This is a genomic window from Paenibacillus ehimensis NBRC 15659 (genome assembly GCF_004000785.1).
Lineage (GTDB): Bacteria > Bacillota > Bacilli > Paenibacillales > NBRC-103111 > Paenibacillus_G > Paenibacillus_G ehimensis.
The window spans coordinates 81,223-102,306 of the sequence record NZ_BILX01000010.1; the positions used below are offsets into that span (position 1 = coordinate 81,223).

General features: G+C 54.5%; 21 protein-coding genes and 1 other annotated feature. Of the genes, 19 read left to right on the forward strand and 2 right to left on the reverse strand.

Annotated features, from left to right (window positions below):
* Positions 1 to 15 precede the first annotated feature (15 nt).
* The 16 genes from murA (at position 16) to PEH01S_RS08555 (ending at position 16,267) form a co-directional block, all read left to right on the forward strand.
* The gene (gene murA / locus PEH01S_RS08480) at positions 16 to 1,284 is read left to right on the forward strand and encodes a UDP-N-acetylglucosamine 1-carboxyvinyltransferase (protein WP_025853416.1); all 1,269 of its coding nucleotides are present in this window, start codon (positions 16 to 18) and stop codon (positions 1,282 to 1,284) included.
* 251 nt (positions 1,285 to 1,535) lie between these two features.
* On the forward strand, positions 1,536 to 2,459 hold the full coding sequence (locus PEH01S_RS08485) for a cell division protein FtsQ/DivIB (RefSeq protein WP_025853415.1): 924 nt from the start codon (positions 1,536 to 1,538) through the stop codon (positions 2,457 to 2,459).
* Positions 2,460 to 2,641: 182 nt separating this feature from the next.
* On the forward strand, positions 2,642 to 3,889 hold the full coding sequence (gene ftsA, locus PEH01S_RS08490; protein ID WP_025853414.1) for a cell division protein FtsA: 1,248 nt from the start codon (positions 2,642 to 2,644) through the stop codon (positions 3,887 to 3,889).
* 50 nt (positions 3,890 to 3,939) lie between these two features.
* Complete coding sequence (gene ftsZ, locus PEH01S_RS08495; protein ID WP_025853413.1) at positions 3,940 to 5,076, forward strand: cell division protein FtsZ; 1,137 nt, start codon at positions 3,940 to 3,942, stop codon at positions 5,074 to 5,076.
* A 281-nt stretch (positions 5,077 to 5,357) separates the two neighbouring features.
* Positions 5,358 to 6,257: a sigma-E processing peptidase SpoIIGA gene (gene spoIIGA, locus PEH01S_RS08500; RefSeq protein ID WP_127484842.1), complete on the forward strand. Its 900-nt coding sequence runs from the start codon at positions 5,358 to 5,360 to the stop codon at positions 6,255 to 6,257.
* 148 nt (positions 6,258 to 6,405) lie between these two features.
* Positions 6,406 to 7,128, forward strand: coding sequence for an RNA polymerase sporulation sigma factor SigE (sigE, locus tag PEH01S_RS08505; RefSeq protein ID WP_025853411.1), 723 nt, complete (start codon positions 6,406 to 6,408; stop codon positions 7,126 to 7,128).
* Positions 7,129 to 7,299: 171 nt separating this feature from the next.
* Entirely contained in the window at positions 7,300 to 8,082 is a 783-nt protein-coding gene (sigG, locus tag PEH01S_RS08510; RefSeq protein ID WP_010491950.1) for an RNA polymerase sporulation sigma factor SigG, read from the forward strand.
* 443 nt (positions 8,083 to 8,525) lie between these two features.
* Complete coding sequence (locus PEH01S_RS08515) at positions 8,526 to 8,825, forward strand: YlmC/YmxH family sporulation protein (protein WP_025853408.1); 300 nt, start codon at positions 8,526 to 8,528, stop codon at positions 8,823 to 8,825.
* 98 nt (positions 8,826 to 8,923) lie between these two features.
* Positions 8,924 to 9,784, forward strand: coding sequence for a peptidoglycan editing factor PgeF (gene pgeF / locus PEH01S_RS08520; RefSeq protein ID WP_127484845.1), 861 nt, complete (start codon positions 8,924 to 8,926; stop codon positions 9,782 to 9,784).
* A gap of 79 nt (positions 9,785 to 9,863) precedes the next feature.
* A complete protein-coding gene (locus tag PEH01S_RS08525) occupies positions 9,864 to 10,553 on the forward strand; it encodes a YggS family pyridoxal phosphate-dependent enzyme (protein WP_036715561.1) in 690 nt (229 codons plus the stop codon).
* Positions 10,554 to 10,582: 29 nt separating this feature from the next.
* A complete protein-coding gene (locus PEH01S_RS08530; RefSeq protein WP_025853404.1) occupies positions 10,583 to 11,008 on the forward strand; it encodes a cell division protein SepF in 426 nt (141 codons plus the stop codon).
* A gap of 28 nt (positions 11,009 to 11,036) precedes the next feature.
* Positions 11,037 to 11,306 (forward strand): YggT family protein, encoded by a 270-nt coding sequence (locus PEH01S_RS08535; RefSeq protein ID WP_025853403.1) that lies wholly within the window; start codon positions 11,037 to 11,039, stop codon positions 11,304 to 11,306.
* 26 nt (positions 11,307 to 11,332) lie between these two features.
* Positions 11,333 to 12,115: a YlmH family RNA-binding protein gene (locus PEH01S_RS08540; RefSeq protein ID WP_025853402.1), complete on the forward strand. Its 783-nt coding sequence runs from the start codon at positions 11,333 to 11,335 to the stop codon at positions 12,113 to 12,115.
* A 119-nt stretch (positions 12,116 to 12,234) separates the two neighbouring features.
* Positions 12,235 to 12,714, forward strand: coding sequence for a DivIVA domain-containing protein (locus tag PEH01S_RS08545; protein WP_025853401.1), 480 nt, complete (start codon positions 12,235 to 12,237; stop codon positions 12,712 to 12,714).
* Between the two features lie 59 nt (positions 12,715 to 12,773).
* Positions 12,774 to 13,043 (forward strand) — a binding site (T-box leader).
* A 50-nt stretch (positions 13,044 to 13,093) separates the two neighbouring features.
* Positions 13,094 to 15,862, forward strand: coding sequence for an isoleucine--tRNA ligase (ileS, locus tag PEH01S_RS08550; protein WP_127484847.1), 2,769 nt, complete (start codon positions 13,094 to 13,096; stop codon positions 15,860 to 15,862).
* A gap of 78 nt (positions 15,863 to 15,940) precedes the next feature.
* On the forward strand, positions 15,941 to 16,267 hold the full coding sequence (locus tag PEH01S_RS08555; protein ID WP_025853398.1) for a DUF5665 domain-containing protein: 327 nt from the start codon (positions 15,941 to 15,943) through the stop codon (positions 16,265 to 16,267).
* A 9-nt stretch (positions 16,268 to 16,276) separates the two neighbouring features.
* Here PEH01S_RS08555 and PEH01S_RS08560 read toward each other — a convergent pair whose 3' ends face one another.
* Entirely contained in the window at positions 16,277 to 17,047 is a 771-nt protein-coding gene (locus PEH01S_RS08560) for a TraR/DksA C4-type zinc finger protein (RefSeq protein WP_025853396.1), read from the reverse strand.
* 117 nt (positions 17,048 to 17,164) lie between these two features.
* On the opposite strand from PEH01S_RS08560, the gene lspA reads away from it, so the two are divergent.
* From lspA to PEH01S_RS08575, 3 genes are read left to right on the forward strand one after another with little or no spacing between them, the layout of a single operon-like run.
* Positions 17,165 to 17,692 carry a signal peptidase II gene (lspA, locus tag PEH01S_RS08565; protein WP_127484849.1) on the forward strand — a complete coding sequence of 176 codons (528 nt, stop codon included), beginning with the start codon at positions 17,165 to 17,167 and terminating at the stop codon, positions 17,690 to 17,692.
* Positions 17,689 to 18,642 carry an RluA family pseudouridine synthase gene (locus PEH01S_RS08570; RefSeq protein WP_127484851.1) on the forward strand — a complete coding sequence of 318 codons (954 nt, stop codon included), beginning with the start codon at positions 17,689 to 17,691 and terminating at the stop codon, positions 18,640 to 18,642. Before lspA ends, PEH01S_RS08570 begins: the two co-directional genes overlap by 4 nt.
* A gap of 18 nt (positions 18,643 to 18,660) precedes the next feature.
* Complete coding sequence (locus tag PEH01S_RS08575) at positions 18,661 to 19,824, forward strand: aminotransferase A (protein WP_025853393.1); 1,164 nt, start codon at positions 18,661 to 18,663, stop codon at positions 19,822 to 19,824.
* Positions 19,825 to 19,887: 63 nt separating this feature from the next.
* On the opposite strand, the gene PEH01S_RS08580 is transcribed toward PEH01S_RS08575, so the two are convergent.
* Positions 19,888 to 21,036, reverse strand: coding sequence for an N-acetyldiaminopimelate deacetylase (locus PEH01S_RS08580; protein ID WP_025853392.1), 1,149 nt, complete (start codon positions 21,034 to 21,036; stop codon positions 19,888 to 19,890).
* Positions 21,037 to 21,084 lie beyond the last annotated feature (48 nt).

A 21,084-nucleotide genomic window follows, 5' to 3' on the forward strand; every position in this document is an offset into this window, starting at 1 on the left:
ATCGGAGGTGGGACTTTGGAAAAGTTGGTTATCGAAGGCGGGAAACCTCTCTCGGGAGCCATCAGAATTCACGGTGCGAAAAATGCCGCTTTACCCATTCTGGCAGCCAGCATCATGGCGGAAGGAACGATCACGATTGAGAACGTGCCGGATTTGTCGGACATTCACGTGATGCTCGGCATTTTGCGGGCGCTTGGATGCAGGGCGGAGTTGGTCGGGGATAACGTAACCGTGAGTACGAACGCCGTTCATCAGTTTCATATTCCCGAAAGCCTGATGAGCCAAATGCGATCCTCCATTTTTTTGATGGGCCCGCTGCTTTCCCGTCTCGGACGCGTGGAGCTGTATCAACCGGGCGGCTGCGCGATCGGCGAGCGGAAAATCGATCTGCACCTGCAAGGGCTGGCAGCCCTGGGAGCGCATATCGAAGAAAACGGCAGCCAGATCGTATGCACGGCCAATGAGCTGCACGGTGCGGAAATCGTGCTCGATTATCCGAGCGTGGGCGCGACCGAAAACATCATGATGGCTGCCGCCACGGCCCGGGGGATGACGACGATCACCAATGCGGCCCGTGAGCCCGAGATTCAGGATTTGCAAAACTTTTTGAACGCCATGGGCGCTCGTATTATCGGAGCCGGTACGGATACGATCACCATCGAAGGCGTAGCGGAACTAATCCCCTGTACTTACCGGATCATTCCCGATCGCATCGTAGCCGGAACGCTGATGATTGCCGCCGCGGTTACCAGAGGAAACGTGACGCTGGAGAAGGTTTGTCCGGCTCATCTGACCTCCGCCATTCATGTGCTCAAGCGGGCAGGTGTTCAAATCACAATTAACGGTGATATAATGAACGTGTGCGCTCTCAGCCGGCCGAAATCGGTGGAGAGAATCGTGACCTCGCCTTATCCGTCATTCCCCACGGACCTGCAATCTCAAATCATGGTGCTGCTCAGTCTTGCCGACGGGGTAAGCATCGTCAAGGAAACCGTATTTGAAGGACGATTCAAGCATGTAGACGAACTGTCGCGCATGGGAGCGGATATCCGGGTGGATTTGAACTCGGCCTATATCCGGGGAGTGCCCAGACTGTATGGCGCCACCGTGGAAGCGACCGACCTTCGCGCCGGCGCTGCGCTTGTCATCGCCGGATTGGCGGCTCAGGGATCAACCGTCATCGAACAAATTCATCATATCGACCGGGGGTACGACCGGATTGAACTGATGCTCGCGTCCCTTGGGGCGGGCATTCATCGTACGACGCCGGTGCCTACGGAGTAGCACTTTATACATCCATATGACCACAGCCGCTGGAATATCCCTTTTTCCATGGGAGAAGGGATACCCTGCGGTTTACATATTCCGTATTTGTTTTGCGTTATCGTGCAGGCGATGCCGGCAAATGCGGGTGAGGACGACCGTTCAGGCCTGGCCTGCGGACGGTTCCGGTCCTGTCCGGGACAAGCTGCCCGGCGCAAAAGCGTACAGAGCCTGCCATGCGGGCTTTGTTGCGTTCAGAAGAGGAGGCACCTATGGAAGACAGACTCCCAGTGATCAAGAAACCGAATCCGAAAAGCCGGAGCAGCAAGAAGCTGCTGCTGTTTTTATTTATCTTTTTCATTACGCTTCTGCTGATTCTCTTCTTCCAATCGTCGCTTAGCAAAATAACGGAGATCGAGATTCAAGGACAGGAGCTGGTATCCAAGGAGGAAATCGCCCAAGCGGCCGCCGTCAAAGCAGGGGACCACTTCTTTTCCGTCTCCTCCTCCAAAGTCGAAACGCAGGTCAAAGCACTAAAGATGGTCGAATCGGTCGAAGTGTCCAAAAAATTCCCGGGGCGCCTGATCATTCAGGTGCACGAGTATCCGAAGGTGGCTTACCAAGTGGGAGAAAACGGGCAGATTGAGGCGCTGCTCGCCGACGCCAGCGTTGTGCCCGTAACGGTGCAGGGCGTTGCGCTGGACAAGCCGATCTTGACGGGATGGTCGAAGGACGATCCGCTCAAGGTCAAGCTGTGTCTGGCCATGTCCAAGCTGCCGGCCTCTTACTTCTCTGACGTGTCCGAGATTAAACCTTCTCCGACGGATTCCTATCCTGACAAAATCAAGATATATACCCGTTCCCAATACGAGGTGCAAATGACGATCGGGTATTTGCCCGAAAAGATGAAATATTTGGATTCTTACATCGCCAGCCTGCAAAGCAGTAAAATATCAGGGGGCGTAATTACGATGCTGGAAGCGGACTATCATTCTCCTTTTGGTAAGGATTCGGACAAAACGAACGCCAAGGATACAAAAGACAGCGCAGACGGAAAAGAAAGCAAGGATAACAAAGAAAGCAAAGATAGCAAGGACACCAAAACCCCCGCTTCGAAAGAGACGGAGAAGCACGATGCCGCATCATCGTCCGCTGACGAAACGAAGCCGGAAAGCCAGGAAACGGCCCGTAACTGAGCAAAAAACTCTACTCAACCTGCTAGAATAGTGCTAGAATTGAAATTATGGTATAATTTAAGCCTGGCCGTGAAAAAAAATGAACTAAAAAAGAGGGAATTAGCGAGCCGTGTGGAATATCTACAGGAGGTTTTGCTGACCAAGGCTCATTTTCGAAATTATGTCACAGGAGGTGCCACGGGTTGAGCAGCAATGACATCATTGTTAGTTTGGACATCGGTACATCCAAAGTTCGTGCTATTATTGGGGAAGTCGTTAACGGCGCCATTAATATAATTGGAGTTGGATCTGCCGACTCGCAGGGAATTCGCAAAGGAGCGATCGTGGATATCGATCAAACGGTCCAGTCGATCCGGAGCGCAGTGGATCATGCCGAGCGAATGGTCGGAGTGCAAATATCGGAAGTATACGTTGGAATTTCCGGCAATCATATTGCGCTGCAATCGAGTCACGGGGTCGTGGCGGTATCGAACGAAGACCGCGAAATCGGCGACGACGACATCGAACGTGTCATTCAGGCGGCGAAAGTGATTCCTTTGGCTCCCGAACGCGAGATTATCGGCGTTGTGCCGAACCAATACGTAGTAGACGGAACGGATCAGATTCACGATCCCCGGAGCATGATCGGGGTTCGATTGGAAGTCGAAGCGACCATTGTTACCGGTACAAAAACGGCGATACATAATTTGCTCCGCGTCGTGGAGAAATCCGGGCTCAAGGTAGCCGGACTTATCTTAATGTCGCTGGCCGCAGGCCATTTGGCTTTGTCCAAGGACGAGAAAGCCGTCGGAACCGTGCTGGTCGATATCGGGGCGGGCGCAACGACGATTGCCATTTTTAACGAGAACAACCTGGTAGCCACATCGACGCTTCCGATCGGAGGCGAGTTCATTACGGGCGACATCGCTTACGGCTTGCGTACGCAAGCGGACATCGCCGAGAAGATCAAGCTGAAATTCGGCTGCGCCGTCGTAGAGCATGCGGCGCCTGATCAAGTGTTTAAGGTTAACCGGATCGGCAGCAATACGGACAAGGAATTTTCCCAGGTCGATCTGGCGAACATCATCGAGCCCCGGGTGCAAGAAATATTTCATCTGATCCGCCTGGAGGTTCAGCGCCTTGGCTTCACCGATCTGCCAGGAGGTTATGTGCTCTCCGGCGGGACGGTTTCGCTGCCCGGCGTGTTGAATGTCGCCCAAGTGGAGCTGGCGTCTTCCGTTCGTATTGCCGTTCCCGAGTTTATCGGCGTGCGAGACCCTGCTTTCACGAGCGGCGTAGGAATTATCCAGTACGCCTCCAAGTATTTGCGCCATTCCAAACAAAACTCCGGCGTCAAGAAGCTGGTCACGACGAAAAAAGCGTCTTCCGGTCAAGAGCAAAAGCCCTCGGCCATGGAACGTTTCAAAAATTGGTTAAGCGAATTTATTTAAACTCGGGTAGCCTTGCACGATGAAAGCCTAATGAGGGGGAAGACGCTAGTATGTTTGAATTTGATATGGATATGGAAGGATTTGCCAAAATAAAAGTAATCGGCTGCGGCGGCGGCGGAAGCAACGCTGTCAACCGGATGATCGACACTGGCGTGAGAGGGGTCGAATTTATAACGGTCAACACCGATGCGCAGGCTCTTCACCTCGCCAAATCGGAGATGAAGCTGCAAATCGGGGATAAGCTTACCCGCGGTCTCGGGGCCGGTGCAAATCCCGAGGTTGGGAAGAAGGCTGCCGAAGAGTCCCGTGAGTTAATCGCCAATGCGCTCAAAGGCTCGGACCTCGTCTTTGTTACCGCCGGTATGGGCGGGGGTACAGGGACAGGCGCTGCGCCAGTTATTGCCGAAATCGCAAAAGAATGCGGCGCGTTGACCGTCGGCGTCGTGACGCGTCCGTTCCGTTTTGAAGGATTGAAGCGCGCCCGACAAGCGGAGCAAGGGATTGCCGCCCTCAAAGAAAAAGTCGATACGCTCATTATTATTCCGAATGACCGTTTGCTTGAGATCGTTGACAAGAAAACGCCGATGCTGGAAGCGTTCCTTGCGGCGGACAACGTTTTGCGTCAAGGGGTTCAAGGGGTTTCCGACCTGATCGCCGTTCCCGGCTTGATCAACTTGGACTTTGCCGACGTAAAGACCATCATGACCGAGCGCGGTTCCGCTTTGATGGGGATCGGTCACGCTTCGGGCGAAAATCGTGCGGCGGAAGCGGCCAAGAAAGCGATCAGCTCCCCGCTGCTTGAAACGTCGATTGACGGCGCGCGCGGCGTGCTGTTGAACATTACGGGCGGCAACAACCTGTCGCTTTACGAAGTCAACGAAGCGGCCGATATCGTCGCCGACGCCGCTGATCCGGAAGTCAACATGATTTTCGGTGCGGTGATTGACGAAAGCTTGAAAGATGAGATCCAAGTGACCGTTATTGCCACTGGTTTCGAGCATCGCGAAACGCCTTCAACCGCCAAGAAACCGGCAGCTTCCGGTACAACGGCATCCTCCAGCGCGTCGCAGGAGCCTATGGACAACCGGCTTGGCAACCTCCGTCCGTTCGGGGGCCAAACGTCGAACGACCAGCTCGACATCCCGGCTTTCCTTCGCAACCGCAACCGCAACGGCTTCGACAAATAATGAACTAATCTATATTGTTTTAACCAACAGCCGCCTCTATCGCTAGAGGCGGCTATTTTTTCGCCTCCTCGCGTACCGAGAGGTGGCAGTCCTTTTCCTCCTCCTCCTTTGGTTGGGAGGAGTGGGTCCTCACTAGATCAGCTTGTGTGGTGGAGAGACCCTCCTCTCGACAAAAATAGTTCCGCTCCCTCGGCATGTTTAGACAGACTTTGGAATACGATTGGGATATACTTGTCTCATTCGCGGCAAGCGGGCGGCAAGCTGGGCGGGAGGTAACGAAGATGGTCGTGTACATCGATGTCATTTTCCTCATAAACGTGCTGATCGACGGTGCGCTGCTCTGGACGACGGCCTGGTCGCGCAAGCTCCGTTACCGTCCGTGGCGGCTGGGGCTTTCCGCGGCCATCGGAGGCAGCTACGCGGTGATGCTATTTTTTCCGCCGTTATCGTTTCTGTTTACGTTTGCGCTAAAATTTGCGCTTTCTATGCTGATGCTGCTGACCGCCTTCGGATTTGGGGGATTGCAGCATTTTTTGCGGAACCTTGGCGCATTTTACGTCATCAATTTCATGGCCGCCGGTGCCGTCTTCGGGTGCGCCTACTTCTGGCAATCCTCCAGCGAAATCGTCAATGGCATCTTGTTCAGCCACGATTTGGGGGTCACGCTGACGATGCTGGCCTTTTCCTTCCCTTTGGCGTTATGGCTATGCCGGCACGTCCTGCAAGCCTTGAGGCGCAAGCATGAACTGGCCTCGTTTCTGGCGAAGGTGGAGGTCCATATCGACGAATTTGCTTCCAGCTGTACGGGGCTTATCGATACCGGCAACCAACTATACGATCCGCTGACGAAAACGCCGGTCATGGTCATGGAAGCGGCGCAGTGGGGGGAGCGCATTCCCGAAGCTTGGCTGGCCAAAATCCGCCGGGCCGAAGTGGATCAACTTGTGACGTCGATCGGTACTGAGCCCTTCGTCTGGCAGGACCGTCTGCGCCTGGTGCCGTATCGCGGAGTGAACCGGAATACGCAGTTTATGCTGGCGCTCAAGCCGGACCGGGTCGTGATCACAACGGGCAGCGGGCAGATCGAGGCGAACAAAGTGCTGATCGGACTGGACGGCGGGCGGCTTAGCTCGGACAACGCTTATCAGGCCATCATTCATCCGTCGCTAGTCAACATGTAGCACGAGCGGGACCGGGTACTTACCGCCAGGCTTGCCGCAGCTCAAAGCCGAGCTTGTAAGAAGAACGAAGCTTGACCGCAGGAAAGCTGGTTTCACGACTGGGGATGTGCGGCGAATAAAATGGGACGAATGGGAGGAAGCGTAAAACATGATGGTCAAGTGGAAGCTGATGCTGCAAATTATGTATTTTCGCCTGCTGCTGGTGCTGGGGCTCAAGTCGGACGAAATCTACTACATTGGTGGAAGCGAAGCGCTGCCGCCCCCGCTCACACGCGAAGAGGAAGAATATTTATTGGAAAAGCTTCCTTCGGGAGATGCGGCCATCCGCGGCATGCTGATCGAACGAAATCTGCGGCTCGTCGTTTACATCGCGCGCAAATTCGAGAACACAGGCATCAATATCGAAGACCTCGTATCGATCGGCGCGATCGGCTTGATCAAAGCGGTCAATACGTTCGATCCCGAGAAAAAAATCAAGCTCGCCACCTACGCCTCGCGATGCATTGAGAACGAAATTTTGATGTATTTGCGGCGCAACAGCAAAATCCGCACCGAGGTTTCGTTCGACGAGCCGCTCAATATCGATTGGGACGGCAATGAGCTTTTGCTTTCGGACGTGCTAGGGACGGAAAACGACACCATCTATCGGAACATTGAGGAGCAGGTAGACCGCAAGCTTCTCCATAAGGCGCTCGACAAGCTGTCGGAGCGCGAACGGATCATCATGGAGCTGCGTTTCGGCCTGCAGGACGGCGAAGAGAAGACGCAAAAGGACGTCGCGGATATGCTCGGCATCTCCCAGTCGTACATTTCGCGGCTCGAAAAACGTATCATCAAACGGCTCCGCAAAGAGTTCAACAAGATGGTGTAAACTGGAAAAAGTTTTTTTCGTTGGCGATGAAAGCGAAACCGTCCTTGCCGGAACGGGCTTTGAACGATTTTCGGGTAGCGATGCGGCGAATGGAGAGCCCGAAGGAGCCGCATAAAAAAGCATTCCGAGGAGATAATTAACAGTAATGTTTCTCCTTGGGAGGTAATCACGGTGACCCGAAACAAAGTCGAAATATGCGGCGTCGATACGGCAAAGCTACCGGTTTTGACCAATGCGGAAATGCGTGAACTATTCGTGGACCTGCAAACGAATAACGAACGATCTGCAAGAGAGAAATTAGTCAACGGCAACCTCCGGCTCGTGCTGAGCGTCATCCAGCGGTTCAACAACCGGGGGGAATTTGTCGACGACCTGTTCCAAGTAGGCTGTATCGGACTGATGAAAGCCATTGATAATTTCGATTTGAGCCAAAACGTCAAGTTTTCCACCTACGCGGTTCCGATGATTATTGGAGAGATCCGCCGTTACCTTCGGGACAACAACCCGATCCGGGTGTCCCGCTCCTTGCGCGATATTGCTTATAAGGCGCTTCAGGTGCGCGATCAGCTGACGAATCAAAATTCGCGGGAGCCCACCATTTACGAAATTTCGGAAGCGCTCGGCGTGCCGAAGGAGGATGTCGTATTTGCACTTGATGCCATACAGGATCCGGTGTCGCTCTTCGAACCGATCTATCATGACGGCGGCGATCCGATCTATGTGATGGACCAGATCAGCGACGACCGGAACAAAGACGTATCGTGGATCGAGGGCATTGCGCTCCGGGAAGCGATGCGGAAGCTGAACGACCGCGAGAAAATGATTTTGTCCATGCGCTTTTTCGACGGAAAGACCCAGATGGAAGTGGCCGACGAGATCGGCATTTCCCAAGCGCAAGTATCCCGGCTCGAGAAATCGGCCATATCCCAAATGCAGAAGCATGTGAAAAACTGACGGGAGCTTGCCCGACCTGCGAAGATCCGACCGACTCGCTATCACGCTGCGGGCGCGGTCTTTTTTTATCGATATAGAAATTTATAAGTTATCAGCGGAGCTGATTTAATTCTATATCGCAAGAAATGTATCTTCCTCGAAAGGCTTCGATAAAAAGCTTTTTTTATAGCTTGGCGAGGGACATTTTACCCAAGTTGCTCATATAGTATAAAAAAGGGCATTTGCGGAGGAGGTTTTGGGTTTTGAAACGTTTACTGGCGGGTTGGTCGGAGAGTGAAAAGTGATCCGCGGCGAGTTTTTTTCAGGCTTTTTACCTTAAAATATATTCAAATGAAGCCTGAAAAACGTGTTTGAGCCGAAGCGGATTACTTTTCACTCGCAGACGTGCCGCCAATGAAGCTTCCAAAATCGTTTCCGCAATATGCCTCCCCGGTGGTGACAGCGTGAAAATATCGGATTTCCAAACCAAAGACGTCATCAATATCGTCGACGGCAAAAAGCTGGGCCAAATCAGCGACTTGGAGCTCGACCTTCGGCACGGACGCATCGAGGCGATCGTCGTCCCGAATTCTTCCCGTTTTTTCGGACTGTTCGGCGGCGGAACCGATGTGATTATCCCTTGGAGCAACATTGTCAAAATCGGCATGGATGTTGTCCTGGTCAAGCTGGAGGACGTCCGGGCTTTCCGGCAGCAGGAGCCGGCCGATAACGTGTACGATTACAACCGCCATTCCCGCGGATAGGGCAAACGAAGACAGGCGTTCTTTTCACCCGGACGAACAGGGTGTTCTTTTTTTTCGCTTCGTGTATACTGAGTAGTAAAAAGACGGGAGGCGGACCCATGGAACCTTTTGTAATCCGACAAGCCGAAAACGGCTGTGAACTGCTTATGCTGGAGCGTTTCATGAACGCCTGTCCGGCCGTTACGGCCGGATTTACGACAAGACGCGGCGGGGTCAGCCGCGAAGCCTTCGGCAGCTTGAACTGCGGGCTTCACGTGGAGGATGCGCCTGCAGACGTGGTTGCAAACCGGAAATTGTTGGCCGAATCGCTTGAGCTGCCGTTCGAATCGTGTACATACGCGGAGCAGGTGCACGGAAAGGAAATCCAGGTTGTCGGCAGAGGGCAGCGCGGGGCGGGCAACGATTCTCGGGAGAAGGCGCTGCAGGGTAAAGACGGCTTCGTCACGAACGAGCCGGGGGTTTATTTGCACGCGTTGTTTGCGGACTGCGTGCCGCTGTATTTTTATGATCCGGTCCGCAAGGCGGTGGGTTTGGCGCATGCCGGGTGGAAAGGGACAGCATGGCAGATCGCCAAGGCAACGCTGGAGACGATGAGCGCGGCATACGGTACGAAGCCCCGGGACGTGAAGGCCGCGATCGGCCCTTCCATTGGCGCATGCTGCTACGAGGTCGATGATGCCGTTATTGCGCGTATGGACAAGGCGCTTGACAAGATTGCGCCTAAAGGCGGCGCCGACGATTCCGATTGGCCGCCGTTCTACGAAAAAAAGCCGAACGGAAAATACAAGTTGAACTTGCAACAAATAAACCGACAAATTATGATAAAAGCAGGAATTATGCCGTCTCATATCGAAATAAGTGGTTTATGCACAAGCTGCCGTACCGACTTGTTTTTCTCGCACCGCAAAGAGGGCGGAAAGACCGGCAGAATGGCGGCATGGATCGGACTGCGGGAATAGCGGCTGGGGACTTCCGGCTTGACAACACCGGGGACCGCCCCATAGCCGGGCAGGCCGAAAGTGAGGTGAATTGACGTTTATGACGATACAACTGCAGGAACGGATCGAAGAAGTCCGCAAGCGCATTGCCGCGGCGTGTGCCCGCGCGGGACGCAATCCCGAAGGGGTGCGAGTCATCGCCGTGACCAAATACGTTTCGTTGGAGACGACGGGACAAGCGCTGCGGAGCGGACTGACGGATGTCGGCGAGAACCGCTGGCAGGATGCCGCTGCCAAATGGGAAGCCTTCGGCAGTGAAGGCGTATGGCATTTCATCGGACATCTGCAAACGAACAAAGTAAAGGACGTCGTCGGACGATTTGCGTATATTCATTCGCTGGACAGGCTTTCGCTGGCCAAAGAGATCGAGAAGAAGGCGTCGGCGCTCGGAATCGAGGTTCCGTGCTTTCTTCAGGTGAACGTGTCGGGGGAAGAGACGAAATACGGTCTGGAGCCCGGCGGGCTGCTTGATTTTGCGGCGGAGCTGCGAAGCATGAAGCATATTCGTGTGGCCGGTCTGATGACCATGGCGCCATATGAAGCGGAGCCCGAGGCGACACGTCCGGTGTTTCGCGGCTTACGCGAATGGCGGGACCGTCTGAACCGGGAAGCCGTGTTCGATTACGAAGTGACCGGTTTATCGATGGGCATGTCGAATGATTTTGAAGTAGCTATTGAAGAAGGAGCGACTTGGGTGCGTCTTGGTTCGGTCTTGGTGGGTAAAGAGTGACAGAGATGAAACTCCGAGGAGGAAAGGATATGGGCGTAATGAATAAATTCATGAACTTTCTGGGCTTGCAGGAAGAGGAAGAAGTCGTGGAGCGCGAGCGCGTCGTAGAGCATCACGAAGAAGCTGAAACCCCCGCGCAGGAAATGCGTAGAAATAAGGGGAACATCGTCAGCATCCATTCACAAAAAAACGTGCGGGTCATCTTGAACGAGCCACGGTCTTACGAGGAAACCCAGGAAATTGCCGACCATTTGCGCTCACGCCGCCCGGTTGTTGTCAATCTGCACAGGGTCCGGCCGGATCAGGCCACGCGGATCGTCGATTTCTTGAGCGGTACCGTATACGCACTCAGCGGTTCCATCTCGAAGATCGGACCGAACATTTTCTTGTGTACTCCGGATACCGTGGAAATTCACGGTTCGATTTCGGAAATCATGCACCATAACGAAGAATAGCGTATTTAGAAAGAACGAGGTGAACAGCTTGTACTCCATTGAAGGTTACATTCGCACTTTAATTGAGATTTATCAGTACGTGCTCATCGCCTACGTTCTGCTCTCCTGGCTGCCGAGCGCGCGAGAAAGCTTTATCGGGGAAATGCTGGGGAAGCTGTGCGAGCCGTATTTGTCCGTATTCCGACGTTTTATCCCCCCGATCGGCGGGATGATCGATATTTCCCCGATTATTGCGCTGATTGCGCTGCGTTTCGTAGGGGAAGGAATCGTGGCGGTTCTCCGATTCATTATCCCGTAGGCTAATATGGCAGGAGACGTAAACCGATGATGCAGGAACAACTATATGCCCACTTCCATCCGGACGAACACCGCTTTGTCGATAAGGCGGCGGAATGGGTGGAGCGGGCCGGGCAGCATTCGGTCAAGCTGACCGATTTTTTGGACCCGCGGCAGACCTTCATCCTGACCACGCTTGCCAACCGGAACCCGGACGTGCAGGTACGATTCGACGGCGGGCATCCGGACGCGGAACGGAAACGGGCATTGGTCGCTCCGGATTATCGCGTGCTGGACGACGAAGAGATGGGGATCAGCCTCATCGAAATTACCTCTGAGGACGAGAAGCTGAAGGAGCTGGATCACGGCGATTTCATGGGAGCGATCCTCGGACTTGGCATCAAGCGCGATAAAATCGGCGATATTTATGTGCGGGAAGACGGCTGTCATTTTCTTGTGGCTTCGGAAATTGCCGATTATATCCGGCTCAATCTGAGTCAGGTGCACCGGCTGCACGTGCGGACGGAGCAGCTGCCCCTTGATAAGCTTAAGGCGACGGAAACGAAGCTGGACGAGATGTTCTTGTCGGTTGCTTCGCTGCGTCTGGATGGAATCGTAAGCGACGTGTACCGGCTGAGCCGGGCCAAAGTGCTAGTTCCCATTAAAGCCGGACGGTGCAAAGTGAACTGGAAGCAGGAGGAAGATCCGAGCAAGCCGCTGAAACAGGGCGACGTCGTATCGCTTCAAGGGTTCGGACGCTTCAAAGTGCTGGAAGTCGAAGGGGTAACCAAAAAAGGGAGATACCGTTTAAAAATCGGCAAATATGCGTGAACGCCGATTTTTTTGTTTGCCGATGCAGGAATATGCCAGCAACTGTCGAATAGTAGGATTACGCATGCGCGGACAACAAGGATCATAGCTTGGTTGCCAAATTTGCAGGAGGTGCAGCAATGGCTTTAACACCGCTCGATATACATAACAAGGAATTCAGCCGCTCGTTTCGGGGATATGACGAAGATCAGGTGAACGAATTTCTGGATCAGGTCATTAAAGATTACGAATCGCTGATCCGTGAAAATAAAGAGCTGCAAAATCAGTTGGCCGCGATTCAAGAGCGTCTGGACCATTTTGCCAATATCGAAGAAACGCTTAGCAAAACGATCATCATAGCGCAGGAAGCTGCCGATGAAGTGAAAAATAACGCGAAGAAAGAAGCGCAGCTGATTATTAAAGAAGCGGAGAAGAACGCCGACCGCATCATTAACGAATCGCTGACCAAAGCGCGTAAAGTGTCGGTAGAAATCGAAGAGCTGAAGAAGCAGGCGTCGATCTACCGGACCCGGTTCCGCACGCTCATCGAGGCGCAGTTGGAGCTGCTCAGCAAGGAAGATTGGAGCTCGCTCGACCGGGTGGAGATCGAGCAGCCATAAGTGGCCCAAGTTGACGTGGAAGCTCATTTCCGCTATACTCCCTGTATAAGTTAACATGTACCAAAGCGATGACTGGGACGAGTACTTGACGTCCAGCGGAGGCCAGCGAACCGGGGGAATGGTGCGAGCCCGGACTTCGGCGGTCAAGGAATATCCCCCAGGAGCATCTCTTGAACCTCATTCCGGAAGTAAAGAGCATCGGCTGATCCCGTTATCGATCAATGGAGCGAAGACTTCGAGCCAGGCATTGGCCGTGAACGTCACGGACGATTGCTTTGATGCTTCGTCGTCTTAATCAGGGTGGTACCGCGAGACTTCTCGTCCCTTGGGGATGTGAGGTCTTTTTTTGTTGTAAATTCAGTTAGGAGTGAGACATTCGATGGATTATGGAAAAACGCTAAACCTGCTGCAAACGGATTTTCCGATGCGCGGCAACCTTCCGCAGGCTGAACCAAAAATGCAGCAGCATTGGGACGAGACGGACATTTACCGTCAAGTGCAGGAGAGCCGCAAGGGCAAGCCGAAGTTTGTGCTGCACGACGGACCGCCGTATGCGAACGGCGACATTCATATCGGCCACGCGCTGAACAAAGTCATAAAGGACATTATCGTCCGCTTCAAAACGATGCAGGGCTACGATGCGCCTTACGTGCCGGGCTGGGATACGCATGGCTTGCCGATCGAGCAGGCCATCACCAACAGCGGCAAAGTCGACCGAAAAAAAATGAGCGTGCCGGAATTCCGCGACTACTGTAAAGACTACGCTTTGCAGTGGGTGGAGAAGCAAAAAGCGCAGTTCAAGCGTCTCGGCATCCGTGGCGATTGGGATCGTCCGTATATTACGCTGCTGCCTGAATACGAAGCACAGCAAATTCGCGTTTTCGGCGGGATGGTAACCAAAGGCTACATTTACAAAGGGTTGAAGCCGGTTTACTGGTCGCCTTCTTCGGAAAGCGCGCTGGCGGAGGCCGAGATCGAGTACCGCGACAAGACGTCGGCTTCGATCTATGTAGCCTTCGACGTACAGGACGGCAAAGGCATACTGCCTGCAGACGCGGCCATCGTCATCTGGACGACGACGCCTTGGACGATACCGGCGAACCTGGGGATCAGCGTCCATCCGGAATTCGACTACGTTCTGGTGGAAGCGGGAGGCCGGAAGTTTGTGCTGGCGCAGGGACTGCTCGAAGCGGCTGCGAAGGAGATCGGCTGGACCGATGTGAACGTTGTGCAGACGTTCAAGGGCAGCGAGCTGGAGCATGTGCTCTGCCGCCATCCGTTCTATGACCGCACGTCGCTCGTGATGACCGGCGAGCATGTGACGCTGGAGGCCGGGACGGGCTGCGTGCATACCGCTCCGGGCCACGGGGAAGACGACTTCGTCATCGGGCAAAAATACGGACTCGGCGTCTTGTGTCCGGTGGACGATCAAGGGCATATGACCGCGGAAGCGCCGGGCTTTGAAGGGCTGTTTTACGATAAAGCGAACAAGGCCATTACGGAAAAGCTTCAGGAAAGCGGCCATCTGCTGAAAATGAGCTTTATTCAGCACCAATATCCGCATGACTGGCGGACGAAGAAGCCGGTCATTTTCCGTGCGACCGAGCAGTGGTTCGCCTCGGTAGATAAATTCCGCCAAACGATGCTGGACGAAATCAAACGGTTAAAGTGGACGCCGGAGTGGGGCGAGATTCGCCTGCATAATATGATCGCCGACCGCGGAGACTGGTGTATTTCCCGTCAGCGGGCCTGGGGCGTGCCGATTCCGATCTTTTACTGCCGCAGCTGCAACGAGCCGCTTGTCAACGAGACGACGATCGAGCATGTCGCTTCGATTTTCGAAAAGGAAGGCTCCAACGCCTGGTTCTTACGCGACGAGAAGGAGCTGCTTCCGGCGGGCACCGTCTGTCCGAAATGCGGTCACGACCATTTCCGCAAAGAAACGGATATTATGGACGTATGGTTCGATTCCGGGTCCAGCCATGCCGCGGTGCTCGAAACGCGGGAGGAGCTGCAATGGCCGGCCGATCTGTATCTGGAAGGCTCGGACCAATACCGCGGCTGGTATAACTCGTCCTTAATTACCGGCGTGGCCGTCAAAGGACAAGCGCCGTATAAAGGCATTCTGAGCCACGGTTTTACGCTGGACGGCGAAGGACGCAAAATGTCCAAATCGCTTGGCAACACGATCGATCCGAACCAGATGTGCAACAAGCTGGGTGCCGATATTTTGCGTCTATGGGTGTCTTCGACGGATTTCCAGGCGGATCAGCGCATTTCGGACAACATTCTGAACCAGATTGCCGAGAGCTACCGGAAAATCCGCAATACGCTGCGCTTTTTGCTCGGCAACCTGTCGGATTTCGATCCGGCCAAAGACCGCGTAGCCGTAGACCAAATGAGCGAATTGGACCGCTTCGCGCTGCTGCGTCTGCACCGGATGACGGATCGTGTCATCAAGGCATACGATACTTACGATTTCCATGTGGTGTATCAGACCGTGAACCACTTCTGCGCAGTCGATATGAGCGCGTTCTATCTGGATATTTTGAAAGACCGGCTGTATGCCAGCCTTCCGGCCGATCCGGCCCGCAGAGCGGCGCAAACCGTATTATACGATGCGCTAACGGCAATAACTAAGTTGATTGCTCCGATTTTGCCGCATACGGCCGACGAAGTATGGAAATACATTCCGGGAACGACGCTGCCGAGCGTGCAGCTCGCGGAACTGCCGACGGTCGATGCCAGCTTGTTTGATGCGAATCTGGAACAAAAATGGGAAAAATTCAGCGGCGTGCGGGACGATGTGCTGAAAGCGCTCGAGGAAGCGCGCAAGGAGAAGCTGATCGGCAATTCGCTTAGCGCTTCGGTTCACTTGTACCCGAATGCGGAAACGTTCGAGCTGCTCAGCGGCTTCGACCGGCTGGATCTGTTGTTTATCGTCTCCGCGGTGAAGGTGCATCATCCGGAGGAGACAGCCCCCGAGGGAGCTCAAACGTTCAAGGGGCTTGCCGTAAAAGTCGCTGTGGCCGATGGGGGCAAGTGTGAGCGCTGCTGGATCGTTACGCCGGAGGTCGGTCATGACTCCGAGCACCCGACGCTGTGCAAACGCTGCTCGGGCGTGCTGAAAGCCGGCGCTGCAGGCTGATGGGTTAGCGAGCCATCCATGGGAGGCGGGGATCTTCCCATGGAAGGCCCGTGATTTGAACCCCGGGAGGGTTGCGCAATGGAACAGACGACGAAAAAGAACGATCAGGAAAAATTGCTTGAGCAGGTGCACAAAAAAGTGAGCGAAATTGCCGCAAACATCGAACGGACGCAAATTGCCGATTACGTACTGCTCATGAACAGCCCGATCCGCCTGATTTGGACCAACTTGCTGGCCGGGATTTCGCGCGGCGTAGGGATTGCGATCGGATTTACCGTGTTTGCTTCCACGATCTTGTATCTGCTTCAGGCGCTTAACGTATTGAACTTGCCTATTATCGGAGACTATATTGCCAGTATTGTGAAATATGTGCAGTTTCAATTGGAAGGAAGAAGAACGTACTAGCCGATCACCTTACGAAAAGCGGTCTTCGGCCTCTTCCTCGGGTTCGAGCAGGCCGTCTCCTTCGCCGCTGCGCATATAGTGTTGGTACGCCTTGTTGCGGACAACCGTGACCTGACGGCCGTACATGTCGGTCGCAAGGAAGCTTTCGATCGGTTCGACATATCCTTCGGTTTCGTCTGCTTCGATCTGCATCTCGTTGTAGCTGTCGGATTCGTTCGGATCGTCGGCCATCGCCGGCGTATTGGACGTTCCCCAGCTTTCGACGATTTGCCAGGCGTCCTCGCCGTCGAACTGGGTTTGCCCCTCGCGCTCGTCCAGGCTTGTTCTTCCGAACGGGGGGTCAAGAAATTTTTCTTCCGCGGGACGGCGCTGGGACATATCGGGATCGGGGACATGCTCCACGCAGTAAGCGGTCGTCGGAACGGCTTCCAGCCGTTCGGGCGGAATCGGCTGCCCGCATACCCGGCAAATGCCGTATTCCCCCGATTCCATGCGCGCCAATGCCTCGTTGATGTCGGTAAGCTGGTGCTCGGCATTTTCGTGAAGAGCGATATCTTTGCCGCGCTCGTACATCTCGGTCCCAAGGTCGGCCGGATGGTTGTCATAATTGGAAAGCTCTCCGGTCTGGACGCGCATGGAATCGCCGAGTCCCATATGCTCGCGCGATTCCAAGTGCCGCTCCAGCCACTGCTTTTCTTCCGTCAGCTTGGCTTTGAGCGCTTGGAGCTGCTCCCCGGTAAGCGGACCGGATGAACCGGATTCGAACGGAAGGTTTGTCAAGAAAAGCGCCTCCTTTTGATTAAAGCAAGCAAGTATCGTTATTTTTCACGCTGCCCGTTGTTTTTAGCTAGGTAAATGTATGCAGGTTGTCAGCAAGCCCAATAAGGAGTTGTTATCTTGAGATATTACATTTACGCTTTCATCGTTCTCCTGTTGGACCAGGCTACCAAATGGCTGATTGTCAGCCGGTTGGAGCTGGGGGAATCGCGATCGGTGATCGGCGATTTTTTCCAAATCACTTCTCATCGGAACGCCGGAGCGGCATTCGGTATTTTGCAAAATCAGCGCTGGTTTTTCCTGGTGATTACCGTTCTTGTAGCGGTTGGGGTGATCTGGTATTTGCAGAAGACGCGAAAAGAAGGGAAGAAGCTGCTGCCATTTGCTTTGAGCTTGCTGCTTGGAGGGGCGCTCGGCAATTTTATCGACCGTGCGCTGTTTGGGGAAGTCGTGGATTTTCTGGATTTTCACTTTCGCTTCAGTTTCTTCGGCCTCCCGGTGAACTATCCGTTCCCGATCTTTAACGTTGCCGATTCCGCGATCGTCGTCGGTGTCGCCTTAATCTTCTTGGATTCGCTGATCAGCTGGCGCCAGGAATCGAAACAAAACGCCGCCAACAAGCTTGAAAGCGGGGACGCGCAATCATGAAGGTAACCGAGCAAGGATGGTCGGAGCAGGATCAACGCTTCGAATGGACGGCTGAACCGGAAGACGCCGGAGAACGAATCGATAAGTTTATTACAGAAGCGCTGGAGGAAGAAGTGTCCCGTACGCAAGTGCAGCAGTGGATCAAGGACGGCTGCGTGAAGGTCGGCGGCCGCTCGGTGAAGCCGAACTACAAGCTTTCCGAAGGAGATGCCCTGACGTTGGTCATGCCCGAACCGGAAGAGCTGGTGCTTACGCCGGAACCGATTCCGCTGGACGTTGTGTACGAGGATTCGGACGTGATTGTCGTAAACAAGCCGCGAGGAATGGTCGTACACCCGGCGCCGGGACACTACAGCGGAACGCTCGTCAATGCGCTCCTGTATCATTGCAAGGATTTGTCCGGGATTAACGGCGTCATTCGGCCAGGCATCGTTCATCGCATTGACAAGGATACGTCGGGTCTGCTGATGGCCGCAAAAAACGATCTGGCTCATTCGGGTCTCGCCGCCCAACTGAAGGCGCATACGGTCGACCGTAAATATTTTGCTCTTGTACACGGCAACGTTCCGCACGAGAATGGCACCGTCGATGCGCCGATCGGCCGCGATCCGAAGGATCGGAAGCTGTATACGGTCACCGAACGGAACAGCAAGCATGCGGTGACGCATTTTCTTGTAGTCGAGAGGTTCGGCGATTACACGCTGCTGGAGTTGAAGCTGGAGACGGGGCGCACGCATCAGATTCGGGTGCACATGAAATTTATCGGGCATCCGCTTGTGGGAGATCCGGCGTACGGTCCTTCCAAAAGTAAAGGGGTCCTGATAGAGGGTCAAGCGCTTCACGCGGCCGTGCTCGGATTCGAGCATCCGCGTTCGGGACAGCAGCTGCAGTTCGAAGCGACGATTCCGGACGATATGCAGCGGGTTCTGGAAGTGCTGAGAACAAGGTAAGGGACATGGGGGAACACTATGGAACAGCTTGAGCGCTTAATCAATCCGAGTGTTAAGGAGATTCAAATCTCGGGTATCCGGAAAATTTCCAATTTGGTTGCAAATTATAAAGACGCCCTCACGCTGACGATTGGCCAGCCGGATTTTCCGACGCCGGACCACATTATGCGTGCGGCCGAGCGGGCGATCGAAGAGCAACGGACGACCTATACGCCGAATCCGGGTCTTCCGGAGCTCCGGCAGGCCGCAGCGGCTTTCATCGAACGCAAATACGGCTTAAGCTATTCCGGGCTGGAGGAAGTGCTCGTTACCGTAGGCGCGAGCCAGGCGCTGGACATTACGCTTCGCACGATTCTGGAGCCGGGGAGCGAAGTGATCTTGCCCGGTCCGATCTACCCGGGATATGAGCCGCTCATTCGTCTGTGCGGCGGCGTGCCGGTTTATGCGGATACCCGCGGCACCGGCTTCAAGCTGACGGCGGACGTGCTGGAGCCGTTTCTGACCGAGAAGACGCGGTGCGTCATTTTGGCTTATCCGTCCAATCCGACCGGCCGGGTGATGAGCGCGGAGGAGCTGGCCGATATCGCCCGGCTGCTCGAATCGCGCCAGCTGTTCGTCATTTCCGACGAAATCTACAGCGAGCTGATCTACGACGGGCCTCATCGTTCCATTGCCTCGCTGCCGGGGATGCGGGAGCGCACCATCGTCATTAACGGATTATCGAAGTCGCATTCGATGACAGGCTGGCGAATCGGCTTTACTTTCGCCCCGGCTTATTTGACGCAGCACATGGTTAAGGTGCATCAGTACAATGTCACCTGCGCAAGCTCCATCAGCCAGTATGCGGCAATCGAAGCGTTGACAGCCGGAATCGACGATGCGCTGCCAATGAGAGCCGAATATGCGAAACGGCGGGATTTTGTTTATGACCGGCTCGTCGAGATGGGCTTTGAGCTGGCGAAGCCGGAGGGAGCATTTTATTTGTTTCCTTCCATTGAGCGCTTTGGCTTGTCTTCCATGGATTTTGCCATGAGGCTGCTCGACGAACAGCGGGTAGCCGTCGTGCCGGGGGATGCGTTCTCCTCGCTTGGAGAAGGCTATATCCGCTTATCGTACGCTTACTCGATGGACGTGCTGGAACGGGCCATGGAACGGTTGAAAGTATTCGTAAGCAGCCTGTAGGTAAAAATAAAAGCTTCTCATCCCGTTTCTCTGTGCAGAGGGCGGTGACGAGAAGCTTTTTTGCTATTGTTCGCTTTTCCAAGCCAGGAAGCGGCTCATCAGGTCGATGGCCAAGTCGATGGCGCGTTCGTCCGGCTCGAGCTTCGCATGATGCAGTCCGTAAGGGGTCCCGACGCCGAGCCAGAACATAAACCCGGGAATCGTTTCGAGAAAATAACCGAAATCTTCTCCGGTCATCGCTTCGGTACATTCGATCAATTGAAGCGGCACCGAATGGTCCGTAGCTCGGATCCAGTTCATAAATTGGCCCGTCACGTCCGCCTCGTTAAACACCTGCCTGTAATTGGCGCCGTAGTCGATCTCGGCCTTGCAGGCGAAAGCCGTCTCCATTCCGGCGACGAGCGCCTCGATACGGGATTTGACGAGCGACATCGTTTCGGCCGAGAGTGTCCGTATCGTTCCTTCCAGGCGTGCCGTCTCCGCAATAATATTTTGCTTGGTGCCGCCATCGATTTTGCCGATCGTAATAACAGCCGAATCCAGAGGATTGACATTGCGGGAAATGACGGTTTGCAGCTGTCCCACAAGCTGGCACGCGGCTATCACCATGTCGTTTGCGTTATGCGGGAAAGCCGCATGTCCGCCTTTGCCCGTCAAGGTGATGAACAGCTCGGACGTATTGGCAAACAAAATGCCCGGTTTGGTCGCTACGGTGCCTACCGGATATTCCGGCGCGATATGCAAGGCGAATATTTCATCGGGCATCCAGTCCCGGAGCTCTTCGCATTCGAGCATCGGTTTGGCGCCTCCCGGCCCTTCTTCCGCCGGCTGAAAAATAAAGGTGAGATTATCACGGATCGGCTGCCGTGCAAAATGCGTCAGAATGCCGAGGCCGATCGACATATGCAGATCATGCCCGCAGGCATGCATATAACCGGGATGCTCCGAACGGAAATCGTACCCGGTGTTTTCGGTGATCGGGAGCCCGTCGATATCGGCACGGTAACCGAACCGGCGCTTGGGCGCAGTTCCTTTCACATTCACGATAATGCCGGTACGCCAAGTGCGGACTTCCAGGCGTTCCTGCGGCAAGGACGCGATGTAATCGAGCAGATACCGCTGGGTCTTAAATTCTTGAAACCCGAGCTCCGGGATTTTATGCAAGTCTCTGCGAATTTGGACAAAACGGCTCGGGTTGACGGCTACGGACATGGTGTCAATGCCTCCTTTGGTGAGGGAATGAAGAGAAAGGCCCGGCGT

Bases quoted from the DNA above. Each gene is read 5' to 3' on its own strand.
- PEH01S_RS08485 (WP_025853415.1), top strand. From the start codon at position 1,536: ATGGAAGACAGACTCCCAGTGATCAAGAAACCGAATCCGAAAAGCCGG.
- ftsZ (WP_025853413.1), top strand. From the start codon at position 3,940: ATGTTTGAATTTGATATGGATATGGAAGGATTTGCCAAAATAAAAGTA.
- spoIIGA (WP_127484842.1), top strand. From the start codon at position 5,358: ATGGTCGTGTACATCGATGTCATTTTCCTCATAAACGTGCTGATCGAC.
- sigE (WP_025853411.1), top strand. From the start codon at position 6,406: ATGATGGTCAAGTGGAAGCTGATGCTGCAAATTATGTATTTTCGCCTG.
- pgeF (WP_127484845.1), top strand. From the start codon at position 8,924: ATGGAACCTTTTGTAATCCGACAAGCCGAAAACGGCTGTGAACTGCTT.
- PEH01S_RS08525 (WP_036715561.1), top strand. From the start codon at position 9,864: ATGACGATACAACTGCAGGAACGGATCGAAGAAGTCCGCAAGCGCATT.
- PEH01S_RS08530 (WP_025853404.1), top strand. From the start codon at position 10,583: ATGGGCGTAATGAATAAATTCATGAACTTTCTGGGCTTGCAGGAAGAG.
- PEH01S_RS08540 (WP_025853402.1), top strand. From the start codon at position 11,333: ATGATGCAGGAACAACTATATGCCCACTTCCATCCGGACGAACACCGC.
- PEH01S_RS08545 (WP_025853401.1), top strand. From the start codon at position 12,235: ATGGCTTTAACACCGCTCGATATACATAACAAGGAATTCAGCCGCTCG.
- ileS (WP_127484847.1), top strand. From the start codon at position 13,094: ATGGATTATGGAAAAACGCTAAACCTGCTGCAAACGGATTTTCCGATG.
- PEH01S_RS08555 (WP_025853398.1), top strand. From the start codon at position 15,941: ATGGAACAGACGACGAAAAAGAACGATCAGGAAAAATTGCTTGAGCAG.
- PEH01S_RS08570 (WP_127484851.1), top strand. From the start codon at position 17,689: ATGAAGGTAACCGAGCAAGGATGGTCGGAGCAGGATCAACGCTTCGAA.
- PEH01S_RS08575 (WP_025853393.1), top strand. From the start codon at position 18,661: ATGGAACAGCTTGAGCGCTTAATCAATCCGAGTGTTAAGGAGATTCAA.
- PEH01S_RS08580 (WP_025853392.1), bottom strand. From the start codon at position 21,036: ATGTCCGTAGCCGTCAACCCGAGCCGTTTTGTCCAAATTCGCAGAGAC.